We start from the raw sequence: 23387 nt of genomic DNA, 5'->3' as shown, positions 1-23387 counted from the left end.
ATCAGGTATTAACTAGGTGGGCAACCTTTTGAAGCCCGAACGCGTTCAGGCAATTATCTAAATTGCCAGAAGTAATAATTTGCGTTAGAGATTACAGGTTGCTTTAACATTTTTATATCTTCAAAAATATGTTATCTGAAATTTAAAATACGCTGATTTTTTTGCTTTTACAACACTTTTTTATACAAAAAATTCAGTTCTATCCTGTTTAAGCTACTGCCTTCGCCTTTAACTCAATGGCTTAATCATGTTTGAGTTCATGAGAACAGTCGCTATTGAAGCCATGCCTAGTGTAGTTTTAGCAACTGCATTTCTGCCTGCTGAGCACAAACAGGCGGACTAAACAGATAACCTTGCCCAATATGGCAGCCCATATCTCTTAAAAGCTGCAATTGTGTTTCAGTTTCAATCCCTTCAGCAACGATATCCATCGATAAAATCGGACCAAGCTTGGCTAACCCTTCGACAATAGCATAAATCGATTTATCATCGCTTAAATGTTGCACAAAAGAGCAGTCAACTTTAATAATATCAACAGGATAGTCACGTAAATGAGTAAGAGAAGAATGCCCTGTACCAAAATCATCCAATGCTATTCGCACACCATTTGCTTTGAGTTTTTTTAAGGCACGAACCACGTATTCATAGCCGCGTTCAGCCAAATGATATTCAGTGACCTCGATTTCAACAAATTTCGAGGGGATGCGGTAGGCTTTGAGACGTTTTAAGAAGATCTCTGCAAAATTATCACGCATAAACTCAACAGGTGCTGCATTAATTGAAATAGGTACAATCTGTAAGCCTTTTGCCCGCCATTCAGTAATCTGCTTGAAGACCTGATGCTGCATAATCTCACCAATACGGCTAGATAACTCATAATCATTAAAAGCTGCTGCAATTCGTGCAGGGCTTTGAATGTTATTTTGATCATCACGCCAGCGTAATAGCGCTTCATAACCAACAATTTTCTCTGAATCTAAACACACTTTCGGTTGAAAGAAAGCTTCAATTGCAACATTACGGATAATTTGATGCGCGCAATTGAGTTGTTCAGATTGTTCCCGTACAGCATTAGACATATCCTGATCAAACATGCGCATACCACCGCGGCCTTGTGCTTTAACATCATTGAGTGCTGTGTCGGCACACTTGAGTAGCTCACTGAGGTCATTGGCATCATCTGGATAGAGGCCACATCCAATACTCATGCCACCATTGATGTAGTTCCCCGAAAATGTGATGGGAATCTCGAGTTGTTGCAAAATCTGCTGGGCAATTTGATTGAGCTCACCTATATCCTGCACATGCGGAATAATCACACCAAACTCATCCCCACCAAGACGTGCCAAGAAAGCACGCCCTTCTAAAATTTGTTTTAAACGTTTCGATAAAATTCTTAAAAGGTGGTCACCTGCGGCATAACCGAGTGTGTCATTGATGGTTTTAAAGTGATCTAAATCCATCAACATGACGGCTAACTTTTGTTTTTTATCACGTGCACTACTATACAGTTTTCTGATTTTTTCTTTAAACGCACGTCGGTTATTTAAACCGGTTAACTCATCACGTTCACTGCCTTGTTTTAATTTTTGTTCTGTCAGATATTGTAGCGTGATATCACGTGAAACACATAAAATACTCTGGGTCTCTCCGTCAACATCAAGTACAGGTGTCAGAACATTATCCCAATAATAAACTTTACCGTCCGATAAACTCATGCCGTTAAAACGGGAAATTTGGCCTTGGCCTGCGTCATGCAATGCTTTTTTGGCTTTTTTACGCACCGCAGGAGGCAAAAGTTCGACCCAAGACATACCAAAGTCCTTAGCATCTACACTTCCCAATAACATGACACATGCCGACTTATTCATATGGGTGACCGTACCATCTGGCTCAACCACAATAATGCAGTCTACGCTGGCATTTAACATATCCGAATGGGCACGTAACAGCGCCAAAGACTCGATATAAATTTTCATGCCCTGATGAATATCAGTGCAACTCAGTTGAAATCCAGCCGTAGAGCGATCCATTTCACCTTGGACTAAGAACCAATGATACTGGCCCTGATGATTACGAATCCGACAGGTTTTTTCAAATGTGAGCTCGGCAATTATCGGTTGATGTAAAAATTCATCTAATGCTGGCACATCTTCTGGATGAATATATTCGACCAAATTGAAGCTATCTGCGGATAAATCCATTCCTCCCACATACTGGCGTAAGGGTAAATTTATATATTTGCAGACGTCATTATGAATCCAAAAAAGCTGAGGAATAATATCAATCAGATGGTGGTCTTTTTTTGAAGTAGAACTCTTTCCTGCCTGTTGATCATAAGCAATATTTTTAGATTTATTCTTAGGCTGTGAATGGGTTCGAGACATAATAATTATCTGCAACTTAAACTTGCTGGTTTAGTCCATAACCAGACATATTGTTTAAAAAAGAAATCAAGCAAAGTCATGAAAAACAATGAAAAAACAAAAAAGTAAATATAAGTATAATGACACTGCGTGATTACCATCACAATATGCATCATATACAACTTATATAAGCGTATACCAATGAAAAATTGCAACTATTACACAAATAACTGAGAGCCGTTTTCAATAGCAAATGAGCATTCATTTGAGCAACATTGCAAAGCTAAACAACTTTCAGTGAAAAACTAATAATAACAATAATTTATTTTAAGTAAATAGCGACTATTCACATAATAATCACATTTAATCCTACTTACACAAAGACATCATATAGAGGGGTTTCACGCCCTACTTTTGTGCAAAAAAGCAGAAACCTAATGGTTCAATATTATCCAATAATGTTTCTGCTCTGGTACATACTTGTGAGCTATGATTTAAAGATTTTTTTCTTCAATAAACTCAAATTGTGTTTCAGAAAAGACTGTGTAGGGTCACTTTTTTCATAACACTCATTTGGCAGTGAGTATTTAGCCAATTTCACCCAAACAGATGAAAACTGTTTGATAAAGCTCGCTTCATTGTAATGAATCCCATACTCTGCACACAGTGCTTTAATTTTGGGTGCTACTTGTGCGTAGCGATTGGCAGGCATGTCTGGGAAAAGATGATGTTCGATTTGATGACTCAAGTTCCCGCTTAATATATGCAAGCCCTGTGTCCCACTAAAATTACTTGAGCCTTGAATTTGACGCAGATACCACTTGGCCCGTGTTTCATTGTCGATATTGTCCATTTCAAAGTTTTCAGCGTCTTCGGTAAAGTGACCATTAAAAATCACCGCAGATGCCCATAAACTACGAATAACATTGGCTACCGCATTTCCTGCAAAAACTGGCAGTGCATTTGGCCCGGCAATGATGGGGAAAAAGACATAGTCCTTAATCACTTGGCGTTTCATTTTCTGCCTAAAATCATATGACTCTGCCCAAACTTCGCGCCATGTTTTTGTTTTATAGGCCACCACATCCTCTATATGCAGATTTTGTATACCAACATACCACTCAAAAAACACCATCAATTGTGCAGCTAAAGGTAGATTCAACAAAAAGCGAGGTTCCCAGACCTGTGCATCGCTCACACGGACTAAGCCATAGCCGACATCATGATCCATACCAACAATATTGGTGTAGGTATGGTGAATATAATTATGCGTATGTTTCCAGTCGGGGCCTGTGGCCATAGTGTCCCAGTCATAATTTGCCCCATTGAGACTCGGGTCATTTAACCAGTCAAACTGACCATGCATGACATTATGCCCAAGCTCCATATTTTCTACGATTTTAGATACCCCTAATAAACCTGTGCCCAAAAGCCATACTGGAGGTAACCATCCTGCAAACATCAGCATTGCACGTGCGCTTATTTCGCTATAACGCACAAAATTTCGGATTTTGTAAATATACTGAGCATCTTTTTCATTGAGGCTCTCCATCACTTCACGACGGATCGCTTCAACTTTCACACCAAACTCTTCGACTTGTGTAGGACTTAAATATTTGGATTTACTGCTTTCACTAAAATAAACGGGAAGATTCATATCTATACCTTCTTAAAGGTTGATCACAACAGGACTGACAGCCTGTGAAATGCATAATTTAATTTGTGTGTTATTGTTTTGATCAAGCTCGCCTGTGAGCAGATTCCGCACCACACCCTGAACTTTTGTACATGAACAAGTATTACAAATGCCCATACGACAGCCATGTGCGGGACGTAAACCCGCTTGTTCTGCACTGTCTAATAAATTGCTTTGGGCTTGAAACTGTTGCTGCGAACGTTGAAACGTGACCACTTGAGCGCTTTGGGTGTGATCGACAACAATTTGAAAGTATTCGGTATGCAGATAGTCAACTAAGTCTAGAGCCTGATAAATTTCTGTCAGGCTTTGCATCATATTGGCAGCACCACAAGCATAGCATTCACGTTGTTCAAAACCTTCAATCTTTTGGCTAAGCAACTCTTGGCTCAGATGTTGTTTATGAGTCCGTGTATTGACATGATGGTATTTAAACTGCGGATAATGTTCAGTAAGTTGTTGCAGTTCTGCATGAAAGGCATCATCCCGCGTAAAGTAAATTAAATCGATATTGGAAACTGTTTGTGGGCGTTTTAATGCAGCCTTAATCAATGCGTAAATTGCGGTAATACCACTTCCCGAGGCAATCATCAGTGCAGAGTGAGGCTGACTTTTTAAAACAAATTCGCCCTGCGGTTTGGAAATTTCAACTACACTTTTTACAGGCTGTTGAGTGAGTGCATTTGAGACTTTGCCCTGTTGTTTAACAGCAATCACAAGATTGCCATTTTCTATAATCTCGACAATTGAATAGCTGCGCTGCCAACGTACACCAGCAATGAGTACTGTCACTAAGATACTTTGCCCAGCTTGATAGTCGGTTGCTTTAAAATGATGATTTGGCTGTAACTGCATGTACACAAAGTCATCTGACAAGTGATGCTTTGCAACAATCCGCGCTTTGGCTTTTTTCCATGCCCATAGCGGATTTACTTTTTCAGTCAGAAAATCGATGAAATCTTCGCGTACCCATTCGGGACGGTATTCAACATGCTTTCCCATAGTCACCCTCTGCTTTAGTTTATTTTTATACAAGTGTGCATTATTGAGACATTAAGATAAGGTGAGAACCTATTTTCGACTATGTCATAAAAGGACAAAATCTAACGAATTGACATTTTTTATCATTTTTGTCTAACAAAATGAACAGTTCTGCCAATTCACTTTTCTTCTAATCAAAAACAAAAAAACCAAGCCGCAGCTTGGTTTTTTAAACATCTTACAGCGAATTAGTCTTCAAAATGAATCACAGTACGGATTGATTTTCCATCATGCATTAAGTCAAAGGCTTCATTGATTTTGTCGAGACCCATGGTATGCGTAACAAATGGAGCTAAACGAATGTCGCCAGTCATTGCTTCTTCAACCATACCTGGCAGTTGTGAACGACCTTTTACACCACCAAAAGCCGTCCCTTTCCATGTACGGCCAGTAACCAGTTGGAATGGGCGCGTTGAAATTTCTTGGCCTGCACCTGCCACACCAATAATCACCGACTGGCCCCAACCACGGTGTGCACATTCAAGTGCTGAGCGCATGACATTGGTGTTACCAATACATTCAAATGAGTGATCAACCCCCCAACCGGTCATTTCAACAATGACTTCCTGTACAGGACGGTCATGATCTTTCGGATTTACAAAATCAGTTGCCTCGAATTCTGCTGCTAATTTATATTTGTCAGGGTTCGTATCAACCGCAATAATACGGCTGGCTTTGGCTTTTTTTGCACCTTGTACAACAGCGAGACCAATACCACCTAAACCAAAGACTGCAACGGTATCTCCCTCTTGCACTTTGGCTGTATTTTTGACTGCACCTAAACCAGTAGTCACGCCGCAACCCAATAAACAGACGTGTTCAGGGTTAGCATCTGGATTGATTTTAGCCAAAGACACTTCTGCGACAACGGTATATTCAGAAAAGGTTGAACAGCCCATATAGTGATAAATCGGTTGCCCATTATAAGAAAAACGCGTTGTACCATCTGGCATCAGACCTTTGCCCTGCGTCGCACGGACTGCAACACATAGATTGGTCTTGCCTGACTGACAGAATAAACACTCGCCACACTCAGCCGTATACAGAGGAATAACATGATCACCCGGCTGAACGCTGGTTACACCTTCAACGACCTGAACTACGATACCCGCACCTTCATGGCCTAAAACTGCTGGAAAAATACCTTCAGGATCATCACCAAATAAAGTAAATGCGTCGGTATGGCATACACCTGTATGGGTAATCTTGACTAAAACCTCACCTTTTTGTGGTGGAGCAACATCAATTTCAAGAGCATGTCCAGGTCCAAAGGCAACAGCTGCACGTGATTTCATTTTCGCTATCCTTAACAGGTCTTTAACAGATGCGCTACAGCAACCGCTTTTTATTCTCTGTTTCAACCTATAACATGTGAAATGTATAACGTATAAAAATTAGGTCTTTAAAATAAATATGCCGATACGAACTCATTGTCGACCGCTGATTTTGTTGAGCACCGTTTTAACATTGGCGGGATGTCAACTCGCCCCCAATCAAGCTAAGCCTTCAGACCCTGTAGAGATATATGCAGAGCATTGGCTTAATGGTCAAGATGCGTCTGTACAGCAAAAACAGGGACTTACGGCCTATTTAGCTCTAGACGAAGCATTTATGAGTATTGCCTCACGCTTACATTTGATACGAGAGGCGAAGCACAGTCTAGATGTCCAATACTATATTTGGGGAGATGACTTTATAGGCCATATGATGTTGCATGAACTGTTAAATGCTGCAGATCGTGGTGTGAAAGTACGCTTATTGATTGATGACCAAAATGGCACTGCACTTGATGAAACTCTCAAAAAACTGAGTGCTCACCCCAATTTTGAAATCAAATTATTCAATCCTTACAAATACCGTCATTTACGTGTGATTGATTATGCTTTTCGCTTCAATCACATTAACCATCGTATGCATAACAAACTGATCATTGCTGATGGTGCAATTGCGGTAACTGGTGGTCGTAATATCAGCAGTGAATACTTTGATGCCAGTGAAAAATTCCAATTTACCGATTTGGACATTTTGTTTTATGGGCAAGCTGTAGAACATGCCAATAGCGTATTTCTAAATTTCTGGAATGATGATCTCAGTTATACAATTCCCCAATTAGTGGGTCGTGGAACAAAAGAAGAACTGGCTCAATTAAAACAGCACTATGAAGCGGATGCCTTAGATAAAAATGTGATTGAACAGAAAATTGATTTGGCTCGGATACAAGTCGATTCAGAGCTAACTAAACATCCTGTTAACTGGGCAAAGGCTTATTTCATTGCCGATTCTCCCAATAAAATTCGTGGTGAAGCAAAGCCTGATGAAATCATTGTCAAACAAATGTTCGATTTGATGGGCAAGCCTGAAAAGCATATGGAGTTGGTCTCCGCATATTTTGTTCCAACCACAGCAGGTGCTGACTACCTTTCCAATTTGGCAAAAAATGGAACTCGAGTTCGGGTCTTAACCAATTCGTTATTGGCTAATGATGTTGCCATTGTGCATGCATTTTATAAAAAATATCGCCGTGGCTTGCTCGAAAATGGCGTCAAACTGTATGAGTTTAAACCCTATATCGAACGAGAGAAATACACCTGGTATGAAGTGGCAACTGGTCATGTGATTCCAGCTAAAGGTCGAAGTTCCTCACGGCTCCATGCCAAATTTTTTGATATAGACGGAAAAGTCTTTGTCGGTTCGTTTAACTTTGACCCACGCTCAGCCCATTTAAATACAGAAGTGGGCTTAGTGATAGAGTCAGATCAATTGCAAAATGCAATCTCACACAAGTTAGATGAATTTCTCCCGCATATTGCATATGAGTTAAAGCTTAATCCTCAAGGCGATATCATTTGGCTTGAACATCAAAAAGATGGAAGTGTCATTGAACATCAAAAAGAACCCGAAACTACAAAATTTCAGCGTTTTATGATGAAAGCCGTGTCATACCTACCCATTGAATGGATGATGTAATTACATATGAGTGACATCATAAATATTCTCTAACGTACGATAGCTTTCCGTTTGTGCTGAGTGCTTTGTTTTTTAGGCTCAGCTTAAAAATGCTTTATCTATTGCTCTTCTTAATGAACAACTTTGAATATAAGACTCGTACAGAATAATTGGATCTGATACCTAAATTCATTCAAGGGCTTGAAAGGTTTTACTCAGTACACACTTTGATTTAACATGCAGCCCATCTTTTTTATCTCCCCTTTACAAAGTTTAGTAATGCAATTTTTTGATTTAAGTCGTCAGTTTAATCTCAGTAATATTTTAACCCCTTACAAAACACTAGAAGATCTTGCTCGACAAGAATGGTTTCTAAGTAAAGTGCGTGTTGAACATGACTGTTTGAGTGACAATGACATGGTTGAAGGGCAAGTCGTTTTAAAATCCAATCAAAATATCCAAATCGAACTGGGGTGGCTAATCCAAGATACAGGCCATAAACTTTTGGTTCAGTTTAAAGGGATCGAAACAGCTGCAAGCGAAGAGACTTTTGTTTTGGTGAAAGGTGCACAATTGATCGATGAATCGCAACAACCACTTTCGGCAGGTGCACTCAGCCTATGGATTGATGGAACATTATTTCCTATGCTGCCACAACTACGTAAACAGATTAAAGCGCGGCTTAATCTCTGGGACTATGTTGAGTACGAAGACTAAAGCAGACCACTATCTACGAATGGCTGGAACATTCAGTCATGTGGATAATCCAAATAGTTACCTAAAGTAAGCCTATTTCAGAAAATAAGTTGTAATAAGCCTCGGCTTTTTTCTCTAAAGCCAAAGGATAGGCACGAGAAGAAGATGGCATCCGATAAAGCCTCAGGTCTCGCCCAGCAAAATGTGTCTCGGACTTCATGCCAATTTGTGGTTTTAACGTACCTGTGGGCATAGACAGCATGAGCGTATCAGTAGCTTTATCGCCAGTGGTCATCACACTATGACATTTGGGCATTTTTTCAAGTAAATGTTGCACATTGGTTGGGGTAATAATGTGCAAAAACTTATCCGAAGCATTGCCTTTTTGGCGAATCACTTCATAGGCCGTATCAAAAATCGCAATGCCCCGTTCATTTAAAAATGTACGGATCTGTTGTTCTTTAAATGTCTTCTGCTCGATATTGAGAAAATAATTTTTATCTTGGAAAAAACACAGGCCAAATATTTTCCACATATCATTTTGAAAATTTGGATAGTAAAAGTCCATTTTCCAGCGGGTCTTGGGCGGCGGAAAGCTGCCCAGCATCAATAATTTGGCATTAGCTGGGAGGAACGGTTTAAGTGGATGTTTTTCGATTTCAACTGAATGTGTCATAAGCTATAAAAAATTTGTCTTTATTGCATTTTAAAAAGATTGGCGTATTTTTTCAGCCACTTGTTTACCCCAAAATTGATAAATTTCTTTGCTAGGGTGGAAACCGTCTTCGGCCATAACGAAGTTTAAAGCCAAAAACTTCTTGAGATCGTACTCTATCCACTCCATCTGATTTTGCTGTGCGACAAATTGGCCTAATTCTAAGTTCATCGCTTTAGCATATTGACCGAACAACCATGCAAGTGGGTTTGGAAGTGCGGGAAACTGATCCATCGGGGGGACACCAGATGCAATCGTTAGTTGTGGACTAAACTTATGTTTGAGTATGTGATAAAGCTGCTTCTGTTTTGTGATCCAAGCCTGCGGCGATGTGAATTTTGTAATGTCATTTACGCCCACAGAAGTAATGATTACATCAAAATGCTGTGTCTCAAGCATTTGGATGGACTGAATGACCTGATCTGTGGTGAATCCCGTCGTTGCGTGTAAATAAAATTGAATACTAAATTCAGTTGACAGTTCTTTTAAAATTGAACCCAATAACGCATCATCTTGAGCATTTACACCAACACCTGCCGCTGCTGAATCCCCCAAAATGAGCAAAGCAAGCGACTTACCCACGCCCTTTTGTCCAATGCGCTCTCCTTTGGGTTCAGCCAATCTTGGTGTATTTTTTTTGACGGCATAGCCCTGAAAAAGAATGACTGGAATCAAAGCCAGCGTATAAATTTTTAATCGCATATTCAGTGACTGGGTCTAAGCTAGCTGAGAGATGAAAATAGTATACTTTGAATTGCGTCTATACACTGACTTAAATATTCTTCAGAAATCAAGAATTAATGTTGTTGTAGCCATTTTAAGTCTTTGTCTTCGGCTATTTTTCTAAGTGACAAATATAATCTACGACTTCACTTGCCATCATACTAAAGCGACTGTTGGCAGGAACATCAAAACTTTCACCTGCATGATACAACCTCATTTCAGTCTGTAGCCCAATTTTAACTTGGCATTGACCTGAAACAATTTCAATATGCTCCGCGACATGCGTTTCAAAAGTTAGTGGTTGATCTGTAGGTAAAATAACGCCAAGGGTCTTTTGTGAACCATCTTCACATTGAATGACATGACTGATTGAGCGCCCACCAAAATGAACATTGGGCTTTTTTCTAACTGAAACAAAGTCGAATTGTGTGGACATCTTGATCACCTTTTTTCTTCAATGCTACCTCGAGTTTATGACCAACTCATGAATGCACTCAAATGATCATCTGGAAATAGCAACGTGTGTTTAGAAGGCACTCACATAGTTAAAAATAAAAAGGCTGATTTACAGCCTTTTTATTTCAATCATTAACCCAGTTTATTGACCAATTTCAGCGGTAAAATTTTCATTGCTAAACCGAGTGGTAGCCATGGCCATTTAGGAACATAGGCTTTTACAGGGGCTTTTTCAATTTCTGCTGCCAACAGTCGCGAACCTGTTTTTTCATCCACCTCAAAAGGTAGAGGTTTGGCACCCTCATTGATTTCTGTACGAATATAGCCAGGGAAAATCGTGGTGACTTTGATTGGGGTATTGAGAAGTTCTGCACGAATACCTTCGGCCAAATGTGCAACACCCGCTTTACTTGCACCGTATGCTGTCAAATGTTTTGGCATACCGCGGACTGCACTCATAGACGAGATAACAACCAAATGCCCTGCATTTTGCTCACGGAAAATTTCAACTGCAGCTTCACACTGCGCTAGAGCTGAAATAAAGTTGGTTTCAACTGTAGCTTTATTAATTGCAAAACTGCCTTTGCCAATTCGACGCCCATCTCCAATTCCAGCATTCACAATCACACGGTCTAAATGACCAAACTCTTGTTTAAATGCACGAAAAACTTCAAATACTTGATCGTAATTGGTCACATCTAAAACTTTAGGGATGACTTTTATGCCGTACTTGCTCTCAAGTTCCTGTTTTAGGCTTTCAAGGCGATCTATGCGTCTTGCACAAATTGCCAAGTTATAGCCTTTTTGTGCAAATTCGCGCGCCATACCTGCACCAATGCCAGAACTTGCCCCTGTAATTAAAATTGTTTTAGCCATGTCTTAATCCTGTCTTTAGATCCATGTCAGTAAGTTTGAGTTTTCGGCTTTAATAAAATGATGTTCATTGAGACTTAAAAGCTGCGGTTCATTGCCCACCAGTCGTAGTGTGGTCATGCTGCTATTGGCAATAGCCCAATTTAGCGCAAAAGTTTTATTTGGACTTAAACCTAACAGCTTACCTGCAACCACTGAAATTACACCGCCTGAAGTAAACACCACAGCATAGCGCGGTTTGCTTTGAGCCAATTCATCACACAAATCTTGTAAAGCGACTTCAATTCGACTTTTAAACTCAGGCCATGATTCATCGTATTCATGGTGATAGTCGCCACCTGTCCAGCGTTCAATTGCCCCTTCAAATATCTTGGCCAAATATGCACGTGGGTTCGACTCTTTAGCCACATCGGCTTTTAGTAAATGTGGCTCGTTAAAACGCGGTTCGTAATGAGCAAAGACTTGCTGATGATTGAACTCATTCCATGCAGAATCTGTTAAGACATCCACCTCAGGAAAGCATTCAACCAAAGAAATACATGCCGTTTGCTGATGTCGCTGCATGGAGCCTGACACCACCATAGGCGCTTCTTTTAAGATCTGATCAAAATATTGACCCAAAATTTTAGCTTGGAGCTCACCATTGGGAGAGAGTTGATCATAACTTTCTGCACCAAAGGATGCTTGCCCGTGGCGAATGAAATAAATAGTGGTCATTTGCCTAATATTTCCTTCATTTTGACAATGTATTTTTGAGCGACTTCATTGGCTTCAATTTTTTGTAAACCAATCAATTTAAGTGCACGAATATGGAGAGCATGAATCAAAATCCAAAAATCTTTGAAGGCAGGGTTATTGGTCTGTTTGTGGTGATAGCGATAATAAATTTGCTGGGCAATCACGGCTAAACGGAAAATACCAAAGACTTCATAAAAGGTCCAATTTTCTACTTCTAAACCTGTTTTTTCTAAATAATAATCGACCACTTCTTTACGTGTGAACATGCCTTTAAGATTTGTCGGTTGACGACGTGTCGCTTTAAAAAGTGCACTATCCGACTCTTCAACCCAATATGCCAAAGCCGAACCTAAGTCCATGAGTGGATCACCAAGCGTTGCCATTTCCCAATCCAAGACACCAATAATTTGTGTCGGATGATTCGGATCTAAAATGACATTATCAAAACGCCAATCGTTATGAATCACACAGGTTTTTGAGTCTGCTGGAATATTATCTTTCAGCCACTTTCGCACATATTTAAATGAAGGGACATTAATGGTTTTGGCTTTTTCAAAACGAGCGTCCCAACCTTCCACTTGACGACGACAGTAACCCTCACCTTTACCAAGGTTCTCAAGTTCTGTGCCTTGGTATGGGACTTGATGAAGTTCGATCAGTTTATCAATCACATTGATACATAACTCACGAACTTGGGGTTCTTTAAAATCTAACTCTCTCGGTAAATTGGCCCGTGGAATAATGCCTTCTACGCGTTTCATCACGTAGAAGTCACAGCCAAGAACAGTTTCGTCCTGACACAATGCAACCATTTCGGGAAGTACAGGATAGAAAGGGGTTAAATTCTTTTGCACTCGATATTCACGTGCCATGTCATGTGCAGATTTAGCTTTGGTACCTTTGGGTGGGCGGCGTAGAATTAGATCGACATTGTCGTATTTCAATCTATACGTCCAGTTAGATGCACCGCCTGAATATTGCGTTACTTCAACCTGCCCTTGTAGATCGACACCTTGTGCTTTGAGCCAGTTTTCTACGGCTATAGCATCCAGTTCTTCACCCGCCCGAACTGTTCCACCTACATCAATCGCTGACATTCTTTTTTCCCAAACTATCAATCTTTTCTTTATAACTTAGAAGATCATCTATTCTTATTTCAACACGATGAATTAAAGAGATGATCTTCTCCTCTATTATTTTTTACGACGCGTACTATAGCCGCGTTTTGCCAGTTCTAGTTTTGCAATCATGCCTTTATGGACTTCATCTGGCCCATCAGCCAATCGCAGTGAACGTGCTTGAGCGAAGAAACCTGTCAAAGGCGTATCACGCGACACACCTGCTCCGCCGTGAATTTGAATCGCCATATCGACCACTTTTTCAAGCACACTTGGCGCAACGACTTTAATCGCAGAGATTTCGGTTAACGCTGCCATATTCCCTAAAGTATCCATTTTATACGCAGCATACAAGGTTAATAAACGTGCTTGATCAATTGCAACACGTGCATCAGCCACGCGCTCTAGGTTTCCACCTAATTTTAAAATTTCTTTGCCAAATGCAGTACGACTCATACCACGATCGATCATCAACTCTAAAGATTTTTCCGCAGCACCAATGCAGCGCATACAGTGATGAATACGACCCGGGCCTAAACGACCTTGGGCAATTTCAAAACCTTGACCTGCACCACCAATAAAGTTGGAAACAGGAACACGAACATTACTAAAGCTAATTTCGCCGTGACCATGGGGTGCATCGTAGTCACCAAAGACTGGTAACATTCGTTCTATTTTGACTCCAGCCGTTTCAACAGGCACTAAAACCATCGAGTGTTGATGGTGGCGATCTTTAGTTTCATCTGGTGTATGTGCCATAAAAATAATTATTTTGGCATTGGGGTCACCTAAGCCTGAAGACCACCATTTACGGCCATTTAGCACAATCTCATCGCCTTCGATCACGGCTGTTGCTTGCATATTGGTCGCATCGGATGAAGCAACAGCTGGTTCTGTCATACAGAAAACAGAACGAATTTTTCCATCTAAAAGCTGCGTAAGCCACTCTTGCTTTTGAGTTTCAGAGCCATAACGCCACAATACTTCCATATTGCCACTGTCAGGCGCATTACAGTTAAATACGGTCGGCGCAAGAAGACTGCGACCTGTGAGTTCTGCAATATGAGCGTACTCTTGAACCGATAGACCTTGGCCCAATTCAGGACATGGCAAAAACATATTCCATAAACCCGCAGCTTTTGCTTTGGCTTTGAGCGTTTCAAGTTGTACAGGCCACTGCCATTTGGTCCAGTCGCCACCTTGGTTCAGTTCATGTACCTCATGCCAAAAGTCAGTTTCGATCGGCTCAATTTCGTTTTGAATAAATTGTTTGGTACGTTCTACATAATCTTGAGCACGTGCTGAAAGTTCAAACATGGCTGCTTCCTTCGATCTATTTTGATATTTTCGCTTTACATCAACATAACCTGAAAACTAATATGAACAAAATGATTTTATTTTATAGATCAGCATGAACAGTATTCATAGTAAGTCACCCATTGATATGGGGCTTTTTCATCGCATCGATATCAATTTATACCCGCTTTTTATTGCAATTTATGAGCAAAAAAGTATTTCTAAAGCAGCTCAAATCTTGTCGATTACGCAGTCTGCTGCTAGTCATGCCTTGCAGCGTCTACGTAGCCATTTAAAGGATGATTTATTTGTTCGCTCTGGCAGCCAAATGCTTCCAACACCTTTTGCAGAACAAAATTACCTAATTATTAAAAATGCTTTAATTGCAATTCAAAGTATTTCCATGCAGCAGCAAAGCTTCGACCCCAACATGGTTCAAAGCCTAAAAATTGCGATTCATGATGAAATCGAACCAATTGTTTTCCCAAAGTTAGTTGCTCACTTTCAGAAACTTGGACTAAGTATTCAGTTCATGAGTAGCAAGCTTGACCGTAAAACAGTAGATGCTGATTTAGTTTCTCAGCAAATTGATTTTGTAATTGATTTGGAACAAAACTTTGGCGATAAAATTCAATTTGAGAGCTTGGTCAAAGACCAGTTTGTGGCTTGTACTCAGCTCCAGCAAATCAATGCTGAATTGTATTTGGCTGCACCACATATTGGTGTATCTTCGCGGCGTACTGGTGTTTTGGTTGAAGATGTTCATTTAAATCGTAAGCAACTGTCTAGGCAGGTTTTTTTGCGTTGTCAGCACTATTCCACTGCGCTACAAATTTTAGAGCAATATCCAAATGCAATTTTAACGATTCCTCAAAATATTTTGAGCCATTTGCATGTTTCCCCTCTGCTCAATATTTTTGATGTTCCTGTGAAACTGCCGCAGATGAATATTGGAATTTATTGGCATAAAAATTTAACTGAAAATAAAAGACACCTTTTTTTTAGGAACGAAATTTATAAAATTTTTGCTTAGGCTATTTTATAAAATTTAAAAAAAATCGAAGTTCTAACTTAGTTCCTGTATTGACTGTCATTTGGAACCTCTAAACAACCAACGCACCAGTCTTACAAATTACTCCTTGTTTTTTCTAATTCTGTATCTTTGTTATATACACCATAACCATTTGTAGGAACACTCAATTTGAAAGTAAACAATAAGCATCTCATCTTAAGATGCTTAAAATATGGAATAAATGTTAATTTCTTAATAGCACCTATAAGGAATTAAAGCCGTTTAGAACTTAGCGACCGTACCAAGAGTTTATTCTTTTTTACATAGCTAACGGTAAATCTTCTTGTTTAGCTCGTTCAAATGCATCAAAAAATTCTTCGTGTTGTACTTCCCTATTTACCACAGCGCATACTGCTTTATCTTCTGCAGTTTTTTGATCTACCTCTTCGCCCTTTCCACTACGACGGGACTCATATACCGTTCTTTGACGGAAATAACTAAAAGGTTCAGCATTACTCATAAAACCGTACTTAGAGTCATGAATATAGTTTTGATAAAAGCTCATAATTTCTGGTGTTGATTCTTTATGCCAACTCGCGAACTCCCAATCTTCTACGTCTAAGAAAAACTCATATGCTTTTGAAACAGGTGACAATATTCTAAAAATATTTATTCCACCAGATTTATTAGGTGCTGTTAGGTTTTGTAATTTTTCTAAGCGGCTGATTTCAGTTGCCATATCTGATGGGCCGATCGGTAATATTTCACGAAATTTATTATCTTTACGTACATTTTGACTGACAGAGGCTGTCTTGCTTCTCGCCAATGTTCCATACGCACTATAATAAACTTTCATAGCGGCAGCAATTTGATCTTGAACTTTTCCTGTAGATGGTATTAGTGCTTTTACTGCATCATACAAACGCTGTGTTTCGTTTTGAATTTCAAACTGTTCAGTAAATAATGCCCCATATTTTTCTTTTAATTGGTTATAGTCAAACATTCGAACACCTGCACTGACAGCATCTTCCAACATATCTTTCAATGGGATACGGGCAAAGTTATCATTTACATTCTGGCTGCCAGGTGTATAGCCACCACCCACATCGGAATGCATGCCTGGATAAACAAGTTCTTTCCAATTTGGATTGGAAATTTGACCATTTTCTTTATGAATTAAATCCACGGGGAAAGCAAAGCGCAGCTCATTTCCTGCTACATGGTGCACACACATTTTGATGCGTTCATCAATGACCATATCCCGACCATCAAAGGTTAAATTATTATTTAAGTTGGTCGCGGGTAGGCCAAATGAAGCAACGGTATCAAAGATACCCATAAATTTAAATTCTATGGGGTATTTTCCAGTGCCGTAACTTAAACCGTTACAATCAGATTCGCATTGCCACATAAATTGATTCGTAAATGCACGGGCTAGAGCTGCTCCACGAGAGAAGCCGAATGTAGAAATATTAATTTTTTAATGAGGCGATGTTGCTTTAAACTATTATCGACCTCTGCAAAACTATACACTTTTTTTTTCACTGGCATATTTACCTGTGTCTATTTCTGATTTTTTTGCATTTATAATCATGACTTGCTTTAAAGCATCATTCAGCTGATCTTCGCCATAATCTAGGCGTCGGGTACCACCTGTCCCCACACCAAGGCCAAAACCACTATGGTCTTGCATCATAGCGAGTGCACGTTGAAATATATTTAACTCGCCATTAAAACGTGTGCCTACGCCTGATACATAGATTGCATAATTAGAAGTTGAATTATTTATTCTACTATCTACAACATATTGATTAGCACTACGCCATAATCGAGCAGGGTTAGACCACTTCTTTTTTTCCTCATCGGCATCTTTGTTATTGCCTGTACCATCAAAAAAAACTGAAATATGGACTACATCTGAACAATCTTGTTTTGCAGTAGGTGGAGTATTGGAAACATCACTATTGGTTTCTGCTGTCCGTTTTATAATCGTTTTCGTAAACATTAGCTACGCTCACTATCTATTATTTTTTCAATTGATTTAGCCATTTACTACCTTTTTCAGTTGGATTTGGCCAGTTATTAGATGTCGTAACTTCAACTGTGTCATCTGGATATAAATGTGCCGCTAAATATTTCTTACCTTTTAATGGCTTTGTTGCACAAACCTATCTGTAAAGGGTTTTTCAGCGATATAATTTTCAAATGAAGAAGCCTACACACAAAATCTACCGCACAACCAATTGGCCCGCATATAACCGAGCACTCATGAGTCGCGGAAATATTGCCATTTGGTTTGATCCTGCTACGCAATGGTATGCGCCATCAAAAGGCAAACAAGGGCGAAATCAAACCTACTCCGACGCAGCCATCCAATGCTGCTTAATGATTAAATCCTTATTCCGTCTGTCTTTACGTATGGTCACTGGCTTTGTGCAAAGTCTGATTAAACTTTGCGGATTAAATTGGATAGCTCCAGATTACACCACGCTTTGTAGAAGACAAAAGCATATTGATATTGTAATCAGCTACCAAAAAAGTAGCGATGGGCTGCATCTACTCATGGACTCTACAGGCATGAAGTTTCTAGGTGAGGGCGAATGGAAACGCAAGAAACATGGACCTGAATATCGTCGCCAATGGCGTAAACTTCATATTGGTATAGATGCTAAAACCCTGCAAATACGAGCAGTTCAGCTTACAACCAATAATGTCAGTGATTCACAGGTGCTTGGTGATTTACTTAATCAGATTCCACAAGATGAGCGGATTGACTCTGTTTATACCGATGGAGCTTATGACACCAAGCAATGCCGTCAGGTCATTGCAGATCGGCAAGCGCATGCGGTGATTCCACCTAGAAAAAATGCGAAACCATGGAAAGATACAAAGAGTAGCTCGCTAGAGCGAAATGAATTACTTCGAACAATTAAACGTTTAGGCAGGACACTATGGAAAAAATGGTCAGGCTATCATCGGCGAAGTTTGGTTGAAACTAAGATGCATTGCATCAAATTATTAGGAGATAAACTCAGTGCAAGGAGTTTTGATAGCCAAGTGAATGAGATCCATGCACGTGTAGCAGTCCTTAACAGATTTACGGAATTAGGTCGACCACTTACCCAAGTTACGCCTTAAATTTGGCTCAATTAGGGGCGCTTTGCATTTCAAATCTTTGTGCAACAAAGCCAAGCCATGCGAAAAAGCACAAGAAAGGTTTATGGCGCGGAACCCGCCCTATTCGCCCGAGTGACTACCGCAAAATGAAGAAGTAACCAATCTGTAAAACTAAGCCTAAAAAAAGCCGCTCCATATAAAGCGGCTTTTTCATTGATTATTTGAAGACTTTAAAGCGTACAGCATCATCCACAAAGCCTTTTTCTTTAGCTTCGCCCTCAACTGAACCAAAGACCAGTTGTGCTCGCAGTTTCCAACTTGCAGGCACATTCCACTCAGCATGGACTTCTTCATCTACAATTGGATTGTAATGCTGTAAAGATGCACCTAAACCTAAAGTATGTAATGCAGTCCAAGTTGCAAACTGCGCTATTGCAGTTGAATGCTCTGCCCATACTGGGAAATTTTCAGCATAAGATGGAAATTGCTCTTGTAGGTTCTGAATTACCTCTAAATCTTCAAAAAATAAAACTGTTCCCACACCTGCTGCAAAACTGGCCATTTTTGCCGTTGTTTTAGCCGCACTTTTTTCATCTTTAGCGTAAGACTTCAGTTTTTCAGCCACAAAAGTCCAAAACTTTTCATGTTCCGCATTAAATAAAATTACCGCCCGAGATGACTGTGAATTGAACGATGATGGGCTTTGTTTAATGGCAGTTTGAATCAAATCAGTTAAAAATTCAGGGCTGTGCTCGACCTTTTTACCAATGGCATAAATGGTACGACGCTTTGTGATTAAGTCGATGAACTGATTTGACATATTATGAAATCCTTACGGCTATAGTGTGAATGATGACCCAATGTATCAAGCAATATTAATTCCAACATTTGACCAAATAATAAAATTTAGTGCTTTAGATGCAGTTTAAATACTTTCTTGTTCTCGCAAATACATAGTTTTGCTATCGATATAAAAAATCCTCCATTTGGAGGATTTTTTGAATGACTTAAAATTTGGCTTCTAAGACTTGAGTTGGAATTTTATTTTTCCATAAGTCACGAAGAACGGGTAAATAGAACTTTTCACCCAGTTCAACCAATTCTGCATCGATCAATGCATGAATCTCATGCATAAATAAATAATCGAGTTCAACTGTTTTCAACTGTTGCTGTGCTTTTGCAAAGTCTTTGCGCTTTTGTTGTGCACGTTTCACTAGAGCATCGGCAAAATCTTTATCTTTAAACTGTTTGATCGCGTTTAAGCGTAATTCAATCACGCCCCAACCACTCAACAACAGTTTGAAAAGTTCAAAGTCAGCCGTAGTTGATTCCCATGTCATTTCTTCAAGATTTTCATTTTCAGGTAGTACAGGAAGTAATAACTCCATAACACTTGGGAAAATCTTTTTGAAATTTAAAACAAATTTAACAGGATGTTCACCCGGATAATCGTTAAATTGCACGTTTTTCTGAACATCTGTCAAATAAATATCAAGCATGGTAACTCATCAGCAGTTTATCTTTAGTCGACCATTGTACCGACTTCGCCCAAAGATAAAAACCGCTGATGTTCATTTGCTCTTTAGTTGAGCATCTGGACCAAGGGCTATTTTACATTTGGTGAAATCATTTGCTCTGGACGTACTACTTCATCAAACTGCTCAGCCGTGACTAAGTTCAACTCTACGGCCACCTGTTTTAACGTTTTCCCTTCTTTGTAGGCTGTTTTGGCAACTTTCGCTGCATTTTCATAGCCAATCACTGGGTTTAAAGCCGTAACTAACATCAATGAGTCATGTAAGAAGTGATCAATTTTTTCACGGTTTGGTTCAATACCCACTGCACAGTGATCATTAAAACTATTACATGCGTCACCCAAAAGCTGAATCGACTGCAATAAATTAAACGCAATCACTGGCATGAATACATTCAACTCAAAGTTACCCGATGCGCCCGCAACATTAATCGTGGTGTCATTGCCCAAGACTTGAGCCACCACCATGGTCATCGCTTCACTTTGAGTCGGATTCACTTTCCCCGGCATAATACTTGAGCCTGGCTCATTTTCTGGAATACGTAACTCGCCAAAACCACAACGCGGGCCACTTGCCAACCAGCGAATGTCATTGGCAATCTTATTCAAACTTACCGCAAGCGTTTTTAATGCACCCGAGGCAAACACTGCTGCATCACGCCCAGCCAATGCTTCAAATTTATTTGGTGCAGTCACAAAAGGTAGTCCAGTCAACTGTGCCAGTTGCTCCGCTGATTTTTCTGCATAATCAGGATGAGCGTTCAGTCCTGTTCCTACAGCTGTTCCACCTAAAGGTAGTTCATACAAACCTGAAAGTGCTTGTTGTAAACGCTTTAAGCCGTGATCGAGCTGAGAAACATAACCGCTAAATTCTTGGCCTAAGGTTAAGGGTGTCGCATCTTGTAAATGAGTTCGGCCAATTTTGACGATGTCAGCAAATGCTTGAGACTTTGCCTCTAAAGTATGTCGAAGCTGGGTAACTGCAGGAATCAGTAATTCATTGATCTGAATGCTTGCTGCGACATGAATCGCCGTTGGGAACGAGTCATTGGTCGACTGAGCACGATTCACGTGATCATTCGGGTGTACAGGTTTTTGTGCGCCTAAAGGATTCCCGAGTTTCTGATTGGCGATATTGGCAATCACTTCATTACAGTTCATGTTGCTTTGTGTGCCTGAACCAGTTTGCCATACCACCAAAGGAAACTGACTATCCCACTGCCCTGCAATCACTTCATCCGCAGCACCGACGATGTATTGCGCCAGTTCTTGTGGAATTTGGTTAAGTTCAGCATTGGTCTGTGCTGCTGCTTTTTTCACCAAGCCCATGGCACGAATCATTGGTCGTGGTAAACGTTCACTGCCAATTTTAAAGTTTTGCAAACTACGCTGAGTTTGAGCACCCCAAAGTGCTTCGCTCGGTACTTCAACTTCGCCCATCGTGTCATGTTCAATACGTGTTTGCATTTTAACCTCTTCCTTTTTAAGTGAATTGCAAAATGATTATTTTGCGCTTGTTTTCCTTATCTTAATGATTAAGCAAAAATATGTAAATGATAATTGTTATCATTAAATTAATTAACGGCCATCTAAACTTTGTTGGTAGAAACGCCATCCATCTTCAAGGGTTTGTTCTAAACTGCGTTTCGCTTGCCAGTGTAAAACGTTTTTCGCTTTACTACACTCTGCTGCGACCTGATCTAATTCCACGATATGCGAATCCACAACATCGACTGTAGCAATATCACTTTGTGTTACATTTTCAACTTTTTCAACCAACTGCTGTATCGATACACTTTGACCTGCGATATTAAAGGCTTCACAAGCAAACTGTTGAGTACTTAACCATTGTAGCGAAGCCGCAATCGCATCACAGGCATCGAGGATATGTAAAAAACTACGCTCTACGGTATGATCTGTGGTTTGTGCACTTTTTCTGAGTTCAATGTGATCACGCTGTTTTGCAGCGACTTGCATCAACAGTGGAATAATATTTTTCGGTAAAGGTGGGAACAGTTCTCCGAGCATCGCATTTTCAAATGCACCAGCAACATTGCCCATACTTAAAATTGCAATTTTCCATTCATTATCCGTTTTTGCTGTATCTCGAATAATTTCTTCGACCATTTGCTGCGATTTGATATACGGGTTTGGATAGCCGAAATTCAGCTCCAAATCTTCTTTTAAATGTAGGCTGGATTCACCATAGACCGCAAGACTGGAAAGATGAACCAAAGTGCGTACACCTGTGCGCTGCATGGCACGCAGTAAACTCATGATACAACTGACATTGTCATTATAGTATTCCAAAGGCTTCAGTACAGATTCTTCAAGCGATTTAAAACTTGCAGCATGCACTACCGCATCGATGGAATACTGCTCAAAAACTTTGTTTAAAGCAGGCGTATTTCGTATATCAATTTTGACAAAAGGCACGTACATGCCACTAATAAATTCTAATCGTTCAAGAGTTTGTAAGTTCGCATTGGATAAATTGTCTACAATAATGACCTCTTGCCCATGCGCCATAAAGCTCAAAGCAATATGAGAGCCTATAAAGCCTAAACCACCAGTCACTAAAATCATTGTATACTACCTTTTTATTATGAAGTCCGAATGTACCAAGCAAGATTTGGACATTCCTCTAGTGAAGTTTGATGAGTACTTTATTACTAATTACCTCCGCACCGAGTTCAATTCATGCATGGCATGCTCTAGGTTTAGCGCAAGCACTGCATGGGAAAAATGAACCCTTTCGAGTGTTTTTCTACCAAGATGCTGTTCAAGTTGCCAATGCCCTGCAATGGGTACCTGACGACCAACGGAATCTATGTTCTGAGTGGCAAAAACTCGCCATTCGCCTACCCGTTTGTGTAAGTGCAGCTTTGGCCCGAGGAATTACCGATGCCGAAAATGCACAGCGTCATCAGTTAGCACAGCATAATCTTGCTACAGGTTTTGACTTGGTAGGCCTAGGGGAACTAGCCGATGCCGTTCAGTCTGCGGAGCGCTTAATTCAATTCTAAGTGCTAAGTTTTCAAGAATTTGTTGCTTTTAAAA

General features: G+C 40.0%; 20 protein-coding genes and 1 pseudogene. 5 read left to right on the top strand and 16 right to left on the bottom strand.

From position 1 onward, the window contains the following. Positions 1 to 287: 287 nt before the first annotated feature. The 4 genes from AC4MC0_RS08045 to AC4MC0_RS08030 all read right to left on the bottom strand — a co-directional run bounded on the left by AC4MC0_RS08045 (position 288) and on the right by AC4MC0_RS08030 (position 6398). Positions 288 to 2387, bottom strand: coding sequence for an EAL domain-containing protein (locus AC4MC0_RS08045; protein WP_491887466.1), 2100 nt, complete (start codon positions 2385 to 2387; stop codon positions 288 to 290). A gap of 466 nt (positions 2388 to 2853) precedes the next feature. After that, positions 2854 to 4023: a fatty acid desaturase family protein gene (locus AC4MC0_RS08040; protein ID WP_491887465.1), complete on the bottom strand. Its 1170-nt coding sequence runs from the start codon at positions 4021 to 4023 to the stop codon at positions 2854 to 2856. A gap of 12 nt (positions 4024 to 4035) precedes the next feature. After that, a complete protein-coding gene (locus AC4MC0_RS08035) occupies positions 4036 to 5064 on the bottom strand; it encodes a flavin reductase family protein (protein WP_491887464.1) in 1029 nt (342 codons plus the stop codon). A 227-nt stretch (positions 5065 to 5291) separates the two neighbouring features. Further along, complete coding sequence (locus tag AC4MC0_RS08030; protein WP_078425606.1) at positions 5292 to 6398, bottom strand: S-(hydroxymethyl)glutathione dehydrogenase/class III alcohol dehydrogenase; 1107 nt, start codon at positions 6396 to 6398, stop codon at positions 5292 to 5294. Between the two features lie 118 nt (positions 6399 to 6516). Between AC4MC0_RS08030 and AC4MC0_RS08025 the strand changes: the two genes are divergently transcribed. Both AC4MC0_RS08025 and AC4MC0_RS08020 read left to right on the top strand, forming a co-directional pair. Further along, entirely contained in the window at positions 6517 to 8070 is a 1554-nt protein-coding gene (locus AC4MC0_RS08025; RefSeq protein WP_491887463.1) for a phospholipase D family protein, read from the top strand. Between the two features lie 258 nt (positions 8071 to 8328). Beyond that, positions 8329 to 8766, top strand: coding sequence for a hypothetical protein (locus AC4MC0_RS08020; protein ID WP_491887462.1), 438 nt, complete (start codon positions 8329 to 8331; stop codon positions 8764 to 8766). A 61-nt stretch (positions 8767 to 8827) separates the two neighbouring features. On the opposite strand, the gene AC4MC0_RS08015 is transcribed toward AC4MC0_RS08020, so the two are convergent. The 7 genes from AC4MC0_RS08015 to AC4MC0_RS07985 all read right to left on the bottom strand — a co-directional run bounded on the left by AC4MC0_RS08015 (position 8828) and on the right by AC4MC0_RS07985 (position 14685). Further along, the gene (locus AC4MC0_RS08015) at positions 8828 to 9421 is read right to left on the bottom strand and encodes a uracil-DNA glycosylase family protein (RefSeq protein ID WP_201703207.1); all 594 of its coding nucleotides are present in this window, start codon (positions 9419 to 9421) and stop codon (positions 8828 to 8830) included. Positions 9422 to 9451: 30 nt separating this feature from the next. Next, positions 9452 to 10162, bottom strand: coding sequence for an SGNH/GDSL hydrolase family protein (locus AC4MC0_RS08010; protein WP_491887461.1), 711 nt, complete (start codon positions 10160 to 10162; stop codon positions 9452 to 9454). 133 nt (positions 10163 to 10295) lie between these two features. After that, positions 10296 to 10619, bottom strand: a complete 324-nt coding sequence (locus AC4MC0_RS08005; protein ID WP_004693265.1) for a pyrimidine/purine nucleoside phosphorylase — start codon at positions 10617 to 10619, stop codon at positions 10296 to 10298. Positions 10620 to 10771: 152 nt separating this feature from the next. After that, the gene (locus AC4MC0_RS08000) at positions 10772 to 11515 is read right to left on the bottom strand and encodes an SDR family oxidoreductase (protein WP_491887460.1); all 744 of its coding nucleotides are present in this window, start codon (positions 11513 to 11515) and stop codon (positions 10772 to 10774) included. A gap of 15 nt (positions 11516 to 11530) precedes the next feature. Next, on the bottom strand, positions 11531 to 12229 hold the full coding sequence (locus AC4MC0_RS07995; RefSeq protein WP_491887459.1) for a histidine phosphatase family protein: 699 nt from the start codon (positions 12227 to 12229) through the stop codon (positions 11531 to 11533). Next, entirely contained in the window at positions 12226 to 13347 is a 1122-nt protein-coding gene (locus AC4MC0_RS07990; protein ID WP_491887458.1) for a phosphotransferase family protein, read from the bottom strand. Before AC4MC0_RS07990 ends, AC4MC0_RS07995 begins: the two co-directional genes overlap by 4 nt. 96 nt (positions 13348 to 13443) lie before the next feature. Further along, a complete protein-coding gene (locus AC4MC0_RS07985; protein ID WP_005399529.1) occupies positions 13444 to 14685 on the bottom strand; it encodes an acyl-CoA dehydrogenase family protein in 1242 nt (413 codons plus the stop codon). A 94-nt stretch (positions 14686 to 14779) separates the two neighbouring features. On the opposite strand from AC4MC0_RS07985, the gene AC4MC0_RS07980 reads away from it, so the two are divergent. Further along, complete coding sequence (locus tag AC4MC0_RS07980) at positions 14780 to 15697, top strand: LysR family transcriptional regulator (protein ID WP_005399530.1); 918 nt, start codon at positions 14780 to 14782, stop codon at positions 15695 to 15697. Between the two features lie 298 nt (positions 15698 to 15995). Here AC4MC0_RS07980 and AC4MC0_RS07975 read toward each other — a convergent pair. Continuing rightward, a pseudogene (locus tag AC4MC0_RS07975) lies at positions 15996 to 17681 on the bottom strand (T6SS phospholipase effector Tle1-like catalytic domain-containing protein). 200 nt (positions 17682 to 17881) lie between these two features. Between AC4MC0_RS07975 and AC4MC0_RS07970 the strand changes: the two are divergent. Then, positions 17882 to 18814 (top strand): IS5-like element ISAba12 family transposase, encoded by a 933-nt coding sequence (locus tag AC4MC0_RS07970; RefSeq protein ID WP_053579251.1) that lies wholly within the window; start codon positions 17882 to 17884, stop codon positions 18812 to 18814. A gap of 196 nt (positions 18815 to 19010) precedes the next feature. Here AC4MC0_RS07970 and AC4MC0_RS07965 read toward each other — a convergent pair whose 3' ends face one another. From AC4MC0_RS07965 to AC4MC0_RS07950, 4 genes are all read right to left on the bottom strand, one after another. Continuing rightward, positions 19011 to 19613, bottom strand: coding sequence for a nitroreductase family protein (locus tag AC4MC0_RS07965; RefSeq protein WP_205668056.1), 603 nt, complete (start codon positions 19611 to 19613; stop codon positions 19011 to 19013). 187 nt (positions 19614 to 19800) lie between these two features. Next, on the bottom strand, positions 19801 to 20292 hold the full coding sequence (locus tag AC4MC0_RS07960; protein ID WP_151836388.1) for a hypothetical protein: 492 nt from the start codon (positions 20290 to 20292) through the stop codon (positions 19801 to 19803). A 107-nt stretch (positions 20293 to 20399) separates the two neighbouring features. After that, a complete protein-coding gene (gene fumC, locus AC4MC0_RS07955; protein WP_151836389.1) occupies positions 20400 to 21794 on the bottom strand; it encodes a class II fumarate hydratase in 1395 nt (464 codons plus the stop codon). A 111-nt stretch (positions 21795 to 21905) separates the two neighbouring features. Beyond that, entirely contained in the window at positions 21906 to 22913 is a 1008-nt protein-coding gene (locus tag AC4MC0_RS07950; protein ID WP_491887457.1) for an NAD-dependent epimerase/dehydratase family protein, read from the bottom strand. A 71-nt stretch (positions 22914 to 22984) separates the two neighbouring features. Between AC4MC0_RS07950 and tusD the strand changes: the two genes are divergently transcribed. Then, positions 22985 to 23353 (top strand): sulfurtransferase complex subunit TusD, encoded by a 369-nt coding sequence (gene tusD, locus AC4MC0_RS07945; RefSeq protein ID WP_010326624.1) that lies wholly within the window; start codon positions 22985 to 22987, stop codon positions 23351 to 23353. Positions 23354 to 23387: the final 34 nt, after the last annotated feature.

It is taken from the genome of Acinetobacter sp. CAU_H_S139_7 (assembly GCF_058599305.1).
Note: the sequence above shows the minus strand (reverse complement) of the source record. Positions and strands in the feature narration are given on the sequence as shown.

What these genes read in the sequence shown, in the direction of transcription:
- AC4MC0_RS08045 (WP_491887466.1), bottom strand. Translation starts at nt 2,387, where the DNA reads ATGTCTCGAACCCATTCACAGCCTAAGAATAAATCTAAAAATATTGCT.
- AC4MC0_RS08040 (WP_491887465.1), bottom strand. Translation starts at nt 4,023, where the DNA reads ATGAATCTTCCCGTTTATTTTAGTGAAAGCAGTAAATCCAAATATTTA.
- AC4MC0_RS08035 (WP_491887464.1), bottom strand. Translation starts at nt 5,064, where the DNA reads ATGGGAAAGCATGTTGAATACCGTCCCGAATGGGTACGCGAAGATTTC.
- AC4MC0_RS08030 (WP_078425606.1), bottom strand. Translation starts at nt 6,398, where the DNA reads ATGAAATCACGTGCAGCTGTTGCCTTTGGACCTGGACATGCTCTTGAA.
- AC4MC0_RS08025 (WP_491887463.1), top strand. Translation starts at nt 6,517, where the DNA reads ATGCCGATACGAACTCATTGTCGACCGCTGATTTTGTTGAGCACCGTT.
- AC4MC0_RS08020 (WP_491887462.1), top strand. Translation starts at nt 8,329, where the DNA reads ATGCAATTTTTTGATTTAAGTCGTCAGTTTAATCTCAGTAATATTTTA.
- AC4MC0_RS08015 (WP_201703207.1), bottom strand. Translation starts at nt 9,421, where the DNA reads ATGACACATTCAGTTGAAATCGAAAAACATCCACTTAAACCGTTCCTC.
- AC4MC0_RS08010 (WP_491887461.1), bottom strand. Translation starts at nt 10,162, where the DNA reads ATGCGATTAAAAATTTATACGCTGGCTTTGATTCCAGTCATTCTTTTT.
- AC4MC0_RS08005 (WP_004693265.1), bottom strand. Translation starts at nt 10,619, where the DNA reads ATGTCCACACAATTCGACTTTGTTTCAGTTAGAAAAAAGCCCAATGTT.
- AC4MC0_RS08000 (WP_491887460.1), bottom strand. Translation starts at nt 11,515, where the DNA reads ATGGCTAAAACAATTTTAATTACAGGGGCAAGTTCTGGCATTGGTGCA.
- AC4MC0_RS07995 (WP_491887459.1), bottom strand. Translation starts at nt 12,229, where the DNA reads ATGACCACTATTTATTTCATTCGCCACGGGCAAGCATCCTTTGGTGCA.
- AC4MC0_RS07990 (WP_491887458.1), bottom strand. Translation starts at nt 13,347, where the DNA reads ATGTCAGCGATTGATGTAGGTGGAACAGTTCGGGCGGGTGAAGAACTG.
- AC4MC0_RS07985 (WP_005399529.1), bottom strand. Translation starts at nt 14,685, where the DNA reads ATGTTTGAACTTTCAGCACGTGCTCAAGATTATGTAGAACGTACCAAA.
- AC4MC0_RS07980 (WP_005399530.1), top strand. Translation starts at nt 14,780, where the DNA reads ATGAACAGTATTCATAGTAAGTCACCCATTGATATGGGGCTTTTTCAT.
- AC4MC0_RS07970 (WP_053579251.1), top strand. Translation starts at nt 17,882, where the DNA reads ATGAAGAAGCCTACACACAAAATCTACCGCACAACCAATTGGCCCGCA.
- AC4MC0_RS07965 (WP_205668056.1), bottom strand. Translation starts at nt 19,613, where the DNA reads ATGTCAAATCAGTTCATCGACTTAATCACAAAGCGTCGTACCATTTAT.
- AC4MC0_RS07960 (WP_151836388.1), bottom strand. Translation starts at nt 20,292, where the DNA reads ATGCTTGATATTTATTTGACAGATGTTCAGAAAAACGTGCAATTTAAC.
- fumC (WP_151836389.1), bottom strand. Translation starts at nt 21,794, where the DNA reads ATGCAAACACGTATTGAACATGACACGATGGGCGAAGTTGAAGTACCG.
- AC4MC0_RS07950 (WP_491887457.1), bottom strand. Translation starts at nt 22,913, where the DNA reads ATGATTTTAGTGACTGGTGGTTTAGGCTTTATAGGCTCTCATATTGCT.
- tusD (WP_010326624.1), top strand. Translation starts at nt 22,985, where the DNA reads ATGAGTACTTTATTACTAATTACCTCCGCACCGAGTTCAATTCATGCA.